Annotated in this window: 12 protein-coding genes, 2 pseudogenes and 1 riboswitch; of the genes and pseudogenes, 11 read left to right on the plus strand and 3 right to left on the minus strand. The window is 38.2% G+C overall.

Going from position 1 to position 13,017, the window contains the following annotated elements:
- Positions 1–110 precede the first annotated feature (110 nt).
- Positions 111–1,295, minus strand: coding sequence for a DUF4317 domain-containing protein (locus ACTHRG_RS20265; protein ID WP_076262188.1), 1,185 nt, complete (start codon positions 1,293–1,295; stop codon positions 111–113).
- Between the two features lie 386 nt (positions 1,296–1,681).
- A riboswitch (cyclic di-GMP riboswitch) is annotated at positions 1,682–1,769 on the plus strand.
- Positions 1,770–1,881: 112 nt separating this feature from the next.
- Here ACTHRG_RS20265 and ACTHRG_RS20270 point away from each other — a divergent pair.
- The 4 genes from ACTHRG_RS20270 (at position 1,882) to ACTHRG_RS20285 (ending at position 6,205) form a co-directional block, all read left to right on the plus strand.
- Positions 1,882–2,250 (plus strand): hypothetical protein, encoded by a 369-nt coding sequence (locus tag ACTHRG_RS20270; RefSeq protein ID WP_076262186.1) that lies wholly within the window; start codon positions 1,882–1,884, stop codon positions 2,248–2,250.
- On the plus strand, positions 2,240–3,016 hold the full coding sequence (locus tag ACTHRG_RS20275; protein WP_286149060.1) for a hypothetical protein: 777 nt from the start codon (positions 2,240–2,242) through the stop codon (positions 3,014–3,016). The genes ACTHRG_RS20270 and ACTHRG_RS20275 overlap by 11 nt, the downstream gene beginning before the upstream one ends.
- A 60-nt stretch (positions 3,017–3,076) precedes the next feature.
- Positions 3,077–4,276 carry a methyl-accepting chemotaxis protein gene (locus tag ACTHRG_RS20280; RefSeq protein WP_076262184.1) on the plus strand — a complete coding sequence of 400 codons (1,200 nt, stop codon included), beginning with the start codon at positions 3,077–3,079 and terminating at the stop codon, positions 4,274–4,276.
- A 279-nt stretch (positions 4,277–4,555) separates the two neighbouring features.
- Positions 4,556–6,205: a pyridoxal phosphate-dependent decarboxylase family protein gene (locus tag ACTHRG_RS20285; protein ID WP_076262182.1), complete on the plus strand. Its 1,650-nt coding sequence runs from the start codon at positions 4,556–4,558 to the stop codon at positions 6,203–6,205.
- A 101-nt stretch (positions 6,206–6,306) separates the two neighbouring features.
- Here ACTHRG_RS20285 and ACTHRG_RS20290 read toward each other — a convergent pair whose 3' ends face one another.
- Positions 6,307–6,603 carry a YwqI/YxiC family protein gene (locus ACTHRG_RS20290; RefSeq protein WP_076262180.1) on the minus strand — a complete coding sequence of 99 codons (297 nt, stop codon included), beginning with the start codon at positions 6,601–6,603 and terminating at the stop codon, positions 6,307–6,309.
- A gap of 16 nt (positions 6,604–6,619) precedes the next feature.
- Positions 6,620–6,976 carry a YwqH-like family protein gene (locus tag ACTHRG_RS20295; RefSeq protein WP_076262178.1) on the minus strand — a complete coding sequence of 119 codons (357 nt, stop codon included), beginning with the start codon at positions 6,974–6,976 and terminating at the stop codon, positions 6,620–6,622.
- Positions 6,977–7,189: 213 nt separating this feature from the next.
- Here ACTHRG_RS20295 and ACTHRG_RS20300 point away from each other — a divergent pair, with 213 nt between their 5' ends.
- The 7 genes and pseudogenes from ACTHRG_RS20300 (at position 7,190) to ACTHRG_RS20330 (ending at position 12,888) form a co-directional block, all read left to right on the plus strand.
- Positions 7,190–8,950: a ribonuclease YeeF family protein gene (locus tag ACTHRG_RS20300; protein ID WP_286149059.1), complete on the plus strand. Its 1,761-nt coding sequence runs from the start codon at positions 7,190–7,192 to the stop codon at positions 8,948–8,950.
- An 8-nt stretch (positions 8,951–8,958) separates the two neighbouring features.
- Positions 8,959–9,396, plus strand: a complete 438-nt coding sequence (locus ACTHRG_RS20305; protein ID WP_076262176.1) for an SMI1/KNR4 family protein — start codon at positions 8,959–8,961, stop codon at positions 9,394–9,396.
- A 355-nt stretch (positions 9,397–9,751) separates the two neighbouring features.
- Positions 9,752–10,108: pseudogene (locus ACTHRG_RS20310) on the plus strand (LXG family T7SS effector ribonuclease toxin YxiD); the annotation flags it as partial.
- Positions 10,108–10,548 (plus strand): SMI1/KNR4 family protein, encoded by a 441-nt coding sequence (locus ACTHRG_RS20315; protein WP_076262174.1) that lies wholly within the window; start codon positions 10,108–10,110, stop codon positions 10,546–10,548. The pseudogene ACTHRG_RS20310 and the gene ACTHRG_RS20315, both read left to right, overlap by 1 nt.
- Before the next feature lie 77 nt (positions 10,549–10,625).
- A pseudogene (locus tag ACTHRG_RS20320) lies at positions 10,626–11,741 on the plus strand (T7SS effector LXG polymorphic toxin); the annotation flags it as partial.
- A gap of 282 nt (positions 11,742–12,023) precedes the next feature.
- Entirely contained in the window at positions 12,024–12,398 is a 375-nt protein-coding gene (locus ACTHRG_RS20325; protein WP_076262172.1) for an immunity 22 family protein, read from the plus strand.
- A 34-nt stretch (positions 12,399–12,432) separates the two neighbouring features.
- Positions 12,433–12,888: a DUF4274 domain-containing protein gene (locus ACTHRG_RS20330; RefSeq protein WP_076262227.1), complete on the plus strand. Its 456-nt coding sequence runs from the start codon at positions 12,433–12,435 to the stop codon at positions 12,886–12,888.
- Positions 12,889–13,017 lie beyond the last annotated feature (129 nt).

The following is a 13,017-nucleotide window of genomic DNA, read 5'->3' on the forward strand; positions in this document are numbered from 1 at the left end:
ACAGGCGCCTTGTCTCAACCCCTAAACTGCTTATAACGCCAAAAAAGGAATTCCTATCTGGAAATTCCTTTTTTAAATAGTATACTTATTTCGAAAGGTATCGCCGCTGCTTATTCTTTATCCTGACCCCCGCCAAAAGCTTCCGGAATCATCGTAAAGCCTTCAATCACGGTATCTTCTTCCACCTCGATCATCAGGTAACGCTTGCCGTCAAAATTAATTTGTCTTACATATCTAAGATCCTGCGGGCAGATGGATATGTTGGCTGCTTTTGTGCTGATTTTGATTGATTTTGAATTGTATTTGGGCAGGACGCTGCTTGCTTTTATTTCATATTTGTCATCATCGATGATTTTTTGATAAGCGGATTGGACCTTTTCTGAATCAATGTCTTCGATGCCGCTTACCTTTAAAACATGTTCTACGTCTTTGGAATCCAGCTTCGGCGGTTCATCCTCTTCGTTTTCCACGATCATCCGGTTTATCTCTTCATATACGCTGGAAAGTGTTGATGGGCTAAGCTGATCTCCTGTGACGTCTTTAATAATTTCTTCAAAAACGATTTTATCATCCTGCGCCGTCATTGTTTCTTCCCCGTTTAACACGTCCTCAATGAACTGGTGGTCGGGCTCATGGACCTTGCCTGCAGAATACAGGACGTGATTGACATCAGCCGCGTGATCAGTGAAGCAAGGGAATAGGAACCCTGAAATGGGAGACTTGAGGTTGATAATCGGATCAACGGTAAAATGATATTTAAATTCCCTTTCAACATAATCAAAAAGCAGTTCTTTCTTCGGTTCCTGCGTGTTATTGATGCTGCAGAGAATAAAGGGATGAGAATAAACGGCATCCCGTTCACTTTCCTCGGCCTCTGGATTGCGGCGCTTCATAGGCTTTAGATACTCTCCGCGAATGAACGTAACAACAATATCTTTTTCATATTGCCGGACTCCCAGCATTTTGCCGACAATCTGAAGCATTTGTTCCGTCCAGCCCTCAGCATCATTGGTCAGCAGCCCTTGATGAAGGATGAGCTGACTGCTGTTTTCCGCATCCCTCTGAAACTTTAATTCAAAGAGCTTTTCATCCAATTGGCCGCCAAGCATCTTTTTGAAGTTGTCCATAAAGAGCTCCTGCTGATCCTGATCCAGCATTTCAAAAGGCTGGCTCTCATAATGATATATCTCGCTTGATTCCTTCATAATATAGACGTTAAAAATATCTGAGATCTTTAGTAAGTCATTATTTAACTTAAATTGTTTCCGAATCTGTGCAATGTCTTTTTTGTTCACGGTTAAAATCCACTCCTAAACTGCCCAATATGCATATTTACTAGAATAACAAAATACATCAGTTCTATAAATTATTAATCTCAGTTATTTTCGCTTTTTTGAAAAGGGACTTGTTAATTTAGAAATTAAGAACATAGAGTTGGTTTTTACCGGCCGGGGTTTGTGCTAACGATGTTCTGTGGAATGCTGCTATTTTGCTAACATAAAGATTGTTAATTGAGGCTTCTCATAAGTTGACTAAACCTATGGGAGACATTTTTATTTCTTTAATATCAAATTGTATAAAATTGGATTTGTAAATAAAAAATACAAGTATCGACAAAAAATGGCAAGTTTACTATAATGGTATAGTAAAATGTAATCGTGAAATTAGTCCTATTTAATAAAATAGAAAAAGGCAAACTTATCGAAAGGTAAGGACGCAAAGCTACGAGTCTAAAATCCTCTTGGGGTAATGACAGTCGGGTTGCCAAGGATAATAAAGACAGTTTATTTGGCTATCCCTTTTAATTTGGGGATAGTCTTTTTTTGGACACTGTCTAAATAGGCAAAAAAATATGAAGAATACAGGCAGAGGAGATCAGAGATGATAGTTGTAGATAAGAAAAAATACAAAATGGCCATTAATGAGGTTGCAAAGGAAGTTCATGTACAGGTTCATGGGTTAATGAGAGAGGAGGATGCGGAAGGTTATATGATAGATTTACAGGATACGATTAATAAGGTATCAAGGCAAAGTTATACATTTGTTGTAGATGGGACCCACCAATCACCTGTCCCATCAAAGGTGGTTCCACAGCTTGAACAGACAATGCAATTTTATTCTTCACTGGGATTTAAGGATATTCTTGTAGTAAAACCATCATCTAAAATTGCGCAGGTGCAAATCAGGAATGCACTTGAGAGAATTGAGTTCTCGGGTACATTCATTGATAAAGTGCCTCATGGCATCTGATGTTGGTGACAATGATGAAGGAATCATTATTTTACATTTGAAAGGGAGTAAAGAAGTGCAAACAACACTAGAGTTATATACATACGAAATCATAAAGAAGGATCAGCCAGAATTAATTGTGAAAGCAGCAGATTGTCTGGCTCGAACATTCATAGGGGTAGAGGTTGCAGGGAAATGGATTCAGGAGCCAATGGTAGGTCAATTGAATATAGGCTATGAGGATTTCTATCAGTTTACCAAGGATTATTTAGACTCTACGATTGAACAGGGATATTGCGCAGTTGCACTGGATGCTCATCATAATGTTGTTGGTGTACTTGCGGGAGATACAAATGCACCTGAGATAATCGGAGAAGATATATTTGAAGGTTCTTTTTATGATATGAATGTAATTCTGCGTGTTTTGGAAGATGTGGATAAACGTTTCATGGAAGATTATAAAATACAGAATGGACATGACATTATAGATGGGGAACTATTACACCTTTTTATGTTAGGCGTAATTGCTGAACATAATCGTCAAGAAATTATTCAGCAACTAGGAAATAGATTAATCGCAAAAGCATCATCCCAAGGATTAAAGGCTGTTCTAGGTGAAGCAACCAACCCGAAATCAATACGTGTAATGGAAAAATATCATAATATGAAAAAATATAAAGATACAGAAGGAAATTTTATCGTCTATAAATATCAAGAGAACCTTAAGTTGCGTGGCATTCCTGAAAATGTAGCGGATGGTACATATATCCTTATAAAAGAGCTTTAAATGTAAACACACTAAACTGAAGTTTAATTTAATTAAATAGATGTAAGGGGATTTTCAAAAATGGAAGCGATTATGCTAGGCATCATTATTATCTTAATGGGAGTATCGGTTTTTTTGGCCTACCGGTATTTTTCGTTAAAGCGCCATCTTCATATTCATAAAGAAATATTAAATGGAATGGAAGAATTATCAGCGGGCAACATTGCAAACAAAGTTGATGAACGAAGCTCTAAACATGCTGTATTTAATGGGCTTATCGACTATTTCGGCCTTGTAAGGGAAAAGTTTTATTCATATTCAAAAGATGTTCAGGAAAAAGGTGAAAACCTTACGGAAGTCGGTGAATATGCTTCTGAGAAAGCAGATATTGTTAGAGCGGCAATTGATGAGGTAGGCAGAGGGTTGACGAAACAATTGGCAGCAACAGAAGAAAGTGCTGCATCTATGGAAGAAATGACACAGGCTATCGAAAATCTATCCGGCAGATCACTTCAGATATCAGATCAATCGAATACTACCTTAGAACTGACGCAGGAAGGAAACGAGAAGCTAAAGGATTCCTTAGATAAGATGAATCAGTTTAATCAAACTGTAAATATAACATTTGATGCCATAAATAAACTCGGAGAAAAATCTCATGAAATCGGCACAATTGTAAAAGTGATAACAGGAATTTCAGAACAAATTAATTTATTAGCATTGAATGCGGCCATAGAAGCGGCCCGTGCGGGGGAGCATGGCAAGGGGTTTGCGGTCGTTGCTGATGAGGTTCGGAAATTGGCCGAACAATCACGGCAGTCTTCCTCTGAAGTATCAACCATTGTAAGGAATATACAGGAAGAAACTGAAATAGTTGTAAATTCCATGCAGCAGGGAACAGAGGAATTGAAAGATACAAATACCACCCTTGTAGAAGTTGGGACCATGTTCAAAAAAATTCTGGCTACTACAACAATTATTGCTGAAAATAATGAAAACTCTTCTGCGAGTACACAGGAATTATCCTCTGCTTCACAGCAGATCATGGCAACAATTGTTGAGATTGCCTCAATCTCACGGGAATCTGTTGAAATGTTTGAGGAGCTAATCGATATAAGTGATGATGAACTGTCTGCAATGCAAAAACTTGTACAGGTAGCAAAGAACCTTGTTGAGCTTACAAATGATGTGAATAAATTAATATTTGCATGGAATCATGGTGATGAAACAGAGGCGGCTCAGGGTCAAATTGCTGATAAAAAGGTCCGTGCAGCAGTATAAAGAGTTTTACCCTTGCTGGCTGTGATTCATATATAGGTTCTTATTTCAGTTAAGCGCAGCCTGTGGGAAGCTTCCATTTGATGCACGAATTAGTCCTTATGAAAGAATAAATAAATAGCACATTATTCCTTCTATTTAACAGGGAATATCTATGGCAGCCGGGTTGCCGGAAAGGCTGAATATTACTTAATGCGGCAATGATTTGTCCACCTGTGTGGACTTTTTTTATAGGATCTTTAGATAAATCTGCTTCTTGAAAAAGCATCCAGGAGGTACAGGATGAAGGAAATTCAAAAGTTATTTCCCAGTATGGACGGGAATGAACTTCAAAGAGAGAAATTATTGTCTTACTTTAAGACAATCTTAACGAAAATAGATGAGTTAAAGGATCCCAACAAACTAACACTTGGAAAAATGCCCGAGTACACAGAGGATTACTATAATCGTATCATCGAAAAGGCCGATGTTCCGAAAAAGGGTGTGCCGATGGAGGAAGTGATTCAGGAGCTTCTTAAATTGGCGGAAGGACACCGCTACGTCAATCGAAATTATGTAGCAAACGCAGCGCCCCTTCCGAATATAGCAAGTATGCTCGGGAACTTAGTAATGGTCCTGGTCAATGGGAACAATCTCTGGGATGTGGAAGGCCCAGCAGCGGCTGCAGCAGAAATCGAGATAACCAGTATGCTATCCAAATTAATCGGATACGATGAGAGCATTAGTGCAGGGTATACAACCTGGGGAGGACAAGGCGCTGTTTTTAATTCTTTGCGACTTGCCATTGCACGGTATGCACCGTCTTCAAAAGAAAATGGTGTGCCGCAAAATCTCTATTGCTTCTGTTCAGAGCTATCACACTATAGTCTGTATAAGTCTGTAGAAGCTGCAGGGATTGGCGTGAAGAATATGATTCGGGTAAAAGTGAATGCTGATCATTCTATGAATCTCGATGATTTAAAAGAGAAAATGGAGCTTGTTATTGTCAAAGGCGGTGTTCCTCTTTATGTACTTGCCACAATGGGAACGACTGATACATTTGGGATTGATGACATTGAGGGGATTAAGCGGGTAGCAGAAGACTTGGAACGTACCCATGGCGTATATCCGATTTATATCCATGCAGACTCGGCCATGGGCGGTATGTATACCTTCTTTAACCATTACGATTTTGAAAGTAACCCTCTGAGATTTGAAGACAATGTTAAGAAGGTTTTAAGATCCTATCAGCGTAAGTTCAAACAGATAAAGCTTGCAGATAGCATGGTCTTTGATTTCCATAAGCTTGGACAAACCCCATATATCACAAGTTTATTTTTAATTAAAAACAGAGAGTATCTTAAGTATGTAGATTTAGATGCAGCGGAAACGCCTTATGTTGGGAACCGTGGGTATGGGAGCTATCATACAGGCTTCACGCTGGAATGCTCACGGATGGGAAGTGCTTTAGGGATTTATGCATCTTTATTAGCATTTGGAATGGAAGGCTATCAAGAGCTTTTGGCCAATTATATCCGTGTCAATATTGCATTTAGAGAGATGTTAACAAGAGAAGTTTCGAATGTGGCAGTAACGAATGAAATTTCTCCTATTACAACATTCCGTTTTTACCCTGAAAAGATAGAATGGGATAACGAATTGAACAGACATTTAACTATGGAAGAAATAATGGAAATTAATCAATTTAATGACGAGTTTGCTGAAATAATTGGTACTGAACGAGATACTGTCTTTTTTGGAAATACAAAAAAGCAGCGACTCGTTGAAGCGGCAGACTTAAACAAGCAGCTGCCTGTGTACGCACATAAATTTTTCGCGATCTCTCCCTACACTACGATAGAAGAGGTCAACCGTTATGTCGGATTCTTAAAAGAACACTTGGAGATATTCCTGAAAATGAGAAATCGTAAGTATAGTATTTTAGGTTCCTAATGAGTAAATCAAGCAATTGACTGGAAAATATTTATGGAGACTTCTCATAAGCTGATTGTGGGAAGCTTCTTTTTTGTTTAATTGTAATGTACAGCCACCTGCTACGTAATTTTTCTGCCAGTTTCTCCATGTATCCCCCTGGAAAGCAGCCGATCCGATTCATCCAAGAATTGTACGGATTGCCGTGTTGTTTCTTCATTTTGGAGCAATATGGATTTATAGGCTTCTGTCACCTGATGAAGCTGCCTATTTAAAGCGTTCAATTTATTGATGAAATCAAGGACATTATTCTCTCCAATAGTGGATGCAAAGGATGGCTGGAGCCCGTTAGCGGAGGATTGAAGTTTAGAAAGTGCTTGTTCTATATCGTTTATCCTTAGCTTAATCTCAGTATCCATACTCAATACCTCCTCATTATTTCTTCGACCTCTCTGCTGCAAGCTGTGCTTCCAGGGAAGCGATTGTTTGTTTGATAGAATCGATTTCCTGCTGGATCTGCTGCAGCTTCCGGCTTATGGCTGAAAACACCTCATGAAACTGATTTGACTCAATGTCAGTATAACTCGTGAGCATTTGTTCAAACCGGATATCCTCAAATTCATCTGCCAGCTTTCCCTGCCAGGTAAAAGGGGAAAGATCCGGCTTTGTGACGGTATGCCGATAGTGGTTAAACTCCTGCTGTTTTCCTTGGAGCTCTCCCTCACAGGCCAGCAGTCTCTGCAGATCACTTTGTTTCTTCGCCAATAAACTGTAGTAATAGCCTAAAGACATGAATATTCACCTCTATATACTGCCATTTTCATATTATTAAACCGGGTAAAAAGAATCTATTTTACTATATCACAGGGAAATAATGTAATAATGATACATTTTTCTTATTTTAGACATTATGTCGATGGGTATTTATTACTGTTTTATACAAAAGTGTAAAAATAATCCTATTCGTAATAAAATTACTCTAATTTTTAGTGTAAAGTATAAATTATGGAAAATTCTAGTGAGGGGCTCTCTGAAGCGCCTCTATTCCAGTTGTCGAATGGCAGGAGGCGATTTATACTGAAGGTATTAGATGCAAGGGAGTTGCATAGCGGATTGAAGGAGCTTCACACCAGTCTCGACTCCTTAGAAGAGCAGATAAGAAACATTGCACGTGATGTAGAAGGAATTACTTCGTTTGAGGACTCCTTTCGGGGAGAGGGAGCAGCCGCTATTCAGGCTTTCTTCCAGGAATGTCATTCTCCTTTTCTCTTATTTTTTGAAGGCTTTCTTGCAGACTATCAAAATACTTTAAAAGGAATAGCTTCTTCCCTTCAGATGCTCGAACCGGCAAGCAATGGATTCATCCGTCAGAGCTTTTTGGATGGAGAAGCGGCACAGGGCCTGGTAAAAACAGAATCTATCACCAATAGCCTAACAGACGAGACCAATGTGGTGATGCAGAAAGTTTCTGATATTGTCAGTCTCCCTCACCTGCAGGATGGGGAGTTTTCGGCACATGTAAGGAGAGCGGAACTTCACCGGAAAAATACGGTTGATGATCTTATGACCTTTGACAGCTCGCAAACACTGGCTCTTGATCCAATTGAGCAGGATCTTCATCTGATGCAGACATACATCAATGAAATTTCCAGCCTCTTTCAGAGTGGAAATCTCAGCATTTCCGGCTATTCCGTCAAGCAGCTTCAATCAAGCCCAATCTATGGAGAGCTATTAGAAGGCATCAGGCATAAAGCAGGAAATTCCATGCATTCTCCGGAATTCTTTAAAGAGCTGGGAGTCACGGCCCTGGGTCAGATTCTGCCGCCCGGTGCTTATTCCATCTGGGCTATCTGGCAGAGTAATTACGAAAGAAAGACCATCCACTATCAATTAAGAGCCTTGAAGGCTTTAGCAGAGCTAAACAGTAACGAAATCAGCCCTGAGGAATTCGCCTCCCTGAGCGGCCGGGAAATCCTTACTGTTGATGTCATAGACGAGTATGGCATCGGCAGCGAGAATCAGGGCGGAAAGTTTCATCTATACGAGGACGGCCGGATTGTCAGGGAATTCTATGGAGAAAAAGGAATAGCCTACGAATTCGTCGACTCCATTCCAAAAGACCAAGTGGGCGGAGTGCGGGAACTGGACTCCATAGCTGACGGAACCCCGCTTGAAATACTCGAATACCTGTCGCTGGCTGCTGTTGTCCGAAAACAAGGAACCAAGGTCATACGGAAAAGCATCAAAAAGGCCGACTTTGATGCGCTTGTCAGGATATTGAAAGAGGAAAAGGGTCATGTGGTCTTGCCGGGGAGGAAGGCTGGTAAGGGTACGGATGAACTTAATAAGGATTTAGCAAAAGCTTATCTGAGGGATATAGAGGCTAAAACTGGACGAAAGGTTAATAAAGAGCAGATTCATCTTATAAAAGAAGCCTTGAGAAACAAAAACTATGAAAAATTGACACCAAAAGAGACAGCTAAGTATAGAAGCAAATTTACATCGAGCTTGAAAGATAAATTGATTGCAGAATGGGAAGAAAAAACCAACCAAAAGTGGCCAAGATATACAGAAGAAGTGCTTGATAAGAATGGAGAGGTTGCTCGGAGTATTGGTCAACCGTATGATGCCCATCATATCATAGAGAATAACTTTGGTGGCCCTCATGAGTGGTGGAATATTCATCCAGCAAAATATCCTAACGAACACCAAGCAGGGATACATGGAAAGGGAGCACCATCAGGTAAACTATTTCCAAGGAGGTAAAATAGCATATGGCTGATTTTGAATTTATTAATGAGCTAGAAAATAAAACCTATAAGGTACCTGAAGATGATCTTTTAAAAGCTGAACAAAGAATGGATATCAGTTTTCCAAATGATTTAAAACAGTTATATTTAGAAGTTGGTTATGGTTTTATTAAAGGTCAAAGTGCTAATGCAATAAATAGAATATTGGGACCAGGGGCTGTAGCAGATATTAGATTAAGAGAAGGTATTTTTGAATTTGACCCAGATTTAGATGAACTTTTTGATGATGAAGATAAACTTATTTTTTTTGAAGTAAACGAGGGTGTTTATATTACAATAGATTTACAATTAGTTAATAATCCAATATATTATTTCGATATTCAAATAGCTGAATCGTTAGAGGATTTTTTTAAAAAGTTTCTCAATAATAATGAATATTATTTAGATTTAATTGAGGATTAGGTTTAATTGGTAGAAAAAGTAAAAAATAATTGACCTTGATTGGCTATGAACTGCCTTTCAAGGTTTTTTACTTTGGATTTATGATAAGATATTGGACTTGAAAAAATTCATGAAAAATGTAAAGAATATGGAAAAGAAATGCCTACAGAGATAAAGTTACATTATAATGTGAAGCAGAATAGATTAAAAGGAAAATATAGAGATGATTTAGTATATTCGAATGCTGACGAACTATTGCCTGATGATATCTTTGAGTTATGGAATGAAAAAAACTGTTTTGTAAAAACAGACCCTTGAATGGCTTTATGTCTTTCAAGGTTTTTTAATGGTTTTAATAAGCGGTACAGGGCCTGGTAAAATAGAGAAGTTGAAGCAAGCCTTAAGAAATAAAGAAAATAAAAAAATGTCACCAATAGAAACAGCTAAGCATAGGGTAGAATTTAAAAATAAAAATAAAGTAATCAAAGAGTGGGAAGAAAATACAGGGCAAAAGTGGCCTGTGTATAATGAAAATGTTATTTCAGAAAAAACAGGTAAAATAATTAGGAAAAAAGGAGATAAGTATGATGCTCATCATATAATTGAGAATACATTTGGAGGAGAACATGAACGGTGGAATATGCATCCTGCAAAATTCCCAAATGAGCATCAAGCTGGTATTTATGGAACAGGATCACCAGCAAATTCGCTATTTAAAGGAGGTAAAAAATAATGGGCTACGAACCTATGAAGGCAAATCAAGAAAATTGTTTTTATCGAGTAACTGAAAACGAAATAAAAGAGGTTGAGAAGGAACTCGATTTAAAATTTCCTAAGGAGTTAGTTAATTTTTATATAGAGGTTGGCTACGGGTTTATTAAAGGTTCAGAGATTAATATAAATCGTATTATGGATCCTTATTCCGTAAGAGATTTTCGATTAAGAGTTAACGATTTTGAGTTTTATCCTGACATAGAAATCTATGATGAATTTGAAAATAACAAACTAATATTTTTTGAAGGCAGTGAATCAGCTTTAATGTCAATTGAATTGAATGAAAAGAATAGAAGTCCGGTTTACTATTATGATATTCAAATTGAGACTTCTCTTGAAGAATTTTTAAGAAAAATAGAAGAAAATGATAAATATTACTTGGAGTTGCTACTTGATTAAAAAAGCATAATAAAACGCATATCTTGATTGGCTAAATGCCTTTCAAGGTTTTTTAATGCTTTTAAGAAGCGGCACAGGGCCTGGTAAAAACAGAATCTATCACTAATAGCTTAACAGACGAGACCAATGCGGTGATGCAGAAAGTTTCTGATATTGTCAGTCTCCCTCACCTGCAGGATGGGGAGTTTTCGGCACATGTAAGAAGGGCGGAACTGCACCGGCAAAATAAGGTTGATAACCTTATGACCTTTGACAGCCAGCAAACACTGGCGCTTGATCCAATTGAGCAGGATCTTCATCTGATGCAGACATACATCGATGAAATTTCAAGCCTCTTTCAGAGTGGAATTCTCAGCATTACCGGCTATTCTGTCAAGCAGCTTCACTCCAGCCCAGTCTATGGAGAGCTTTTAGAAGGCATCAGGCATAAAGCAGGAAATTCCATGCGTTCACCGGATTTCTTTAAAGAGCTGGGCGTCACGGCCCTGGGCCAGATTCTGCAGCCCGGCGCTTATTCCATTTGGTCTATCTGGCAGAGTACCTACGAAAGAAAGACCATCCACTATCAGTTAAGAGCCTTGAAGGCTTTAGCAGAGCTAAACAGTAACGAAATCAGCCCGGAGGAATTCGCCTCCCTGAGCGGCCGGGAGATCCTGACTGTTAAAGTCATAGATGAGTATGGAACCATCAGCCATAATGATGGCGGCAATTTCTATCTAAATGAAGATGGCCGGATCGTAAGAGAATTCGACAGTGAAAAAGGAACAGCCTACGAATTTGTCGACTCCATTCCAAAAGACCGCGTGGGAGGAGTACGGGAACTGGACTCCATAGCTGACGGAACCCCGCTTGAAATACTCGAATACCTGTCGCTCGCAGCTGTTGTCCGAAAACAGGGTACCAAGGTCATACGGAAAAGCATCAAAAAGGCCGACTTTGATGCGCTTGTCAGGATATTGAAAGAGGAAAAGGGTCATGTGGTCTTGCCGGGGAGGAAGGCTGGTAAGGGTACGGGTAATGCTAAAGATATAACAAAATTAACTGTTGAAGATATACCAACTGCAAAGAGTGGGAATTTTAATAAATTCTTCAATTCCCTTACAAGTAGTGAACTAGACGAACTTTGGAAAGAGAAAAAGATTAGAAAGAAAATTGAACGCCAACTTAGAGAACCTGGAGGTTTACATGAGTAGCACTTAGTTTCAAGGGCTCCTCAATTTAAGTATTGGAATATTGGTGCTGAAGAGATTAAAGATTTAAGAACAGCTATTTCGGATGTCAAATTTGTCAATCCAAACGGTGTTCATGGAGGGTTAGGCTCAACTAAAGCACATAATGAATTGTTAGCAATAATAGATACTTCTAGCGACTATAATACATTTGTTAGACGACTTAATAATTGGGCTAATTATAGGTTAGAGGGTGGAGTTTCGTCTTTACCACAAGGTCTAAGATTAAAGTAGGAGGCTACTATAATGGAAAAACAAGGATGGGTTTCAATTTGGTTAGGAAATATTAACGATGAGGACTTAATAGGAGAGTATGTTGATTTAACGTATGATGAGGATGGCGAGTCTGTCCCATCCCAATTCTTTATCGACTTTAATATTGATATGGATGAAACAGATGAGGATACTATAGAAAAAGCTGTCTATAAGAATAGTAGTAGTGATATTTCAGCATTATTAGATGGTTGTTCATATGAAGAAATTGTCATTCCAAAAATCCAGAAAAGTATAAACCTAAAGAAATCATATAATGCAGTAATTTTAATATATAATTTTGAATATAAAAACGAAATTAGTTCAACAGGTGCTTTTGATTTTATTGCTGCTACAAATTATGAGTAAGAGAAATTAAAGGTATGGAGAATTTATTTAGTTGATGGTTAACTCAGAAATTACTTATCTGGTGGGGTTGCTTTATAATACAGATAAAAATATTTTAATCAGCCAGTTAAAAAAAGTAGATAATCCACTAACACTCCATTACTTTGCTGCCAATTATAATTGGAATAGCGGTTTTGAAGTACCAACAGTCATCTTAGAAAATGAGGCTTGTGATTTAGGGACAGGTTTACTAATGTTCCATTATGCAGATGGCTATCGTTTGTTAGAGAGTTCAGATGAAATTTCAAGTTCTTCATTAGAGGAATGGAAAGTTTTTTTGAGGAAGATTTATAATAAACTATTAAGCTTAGGCTTTAAATCACAAGACATTTCCTTTGACCCTGAATTAACAAAAATTCAAAAGTATAAGTTGAAAAAGAATAACCCAGACCTTCCTAACGTTTTAATTAGTAAGTCTCCAGGCAAAGAGATTGATATACCTGAGATATAATGTAATTTATTTGTAACCTTGATTGGCAAAGTGCCTTTCAAGGTTGTTTTTCGTTTAATATATCCTCAACATTCCCCCTCCAAATGTAGTGAATTTGCCCAAGCCAAACCCATTTCCCCGCATATACAA

It is taken from the genome of Cytobacillus sp. SAFR-174 (assembly GCF_051964675.1).
In the GTDB taxonomy this organism is placed as follows: domain Bacteria; phylum Bacillota; class Bacilli; order Bacillales; family Cytobacillaceae; genus Cytobacillus.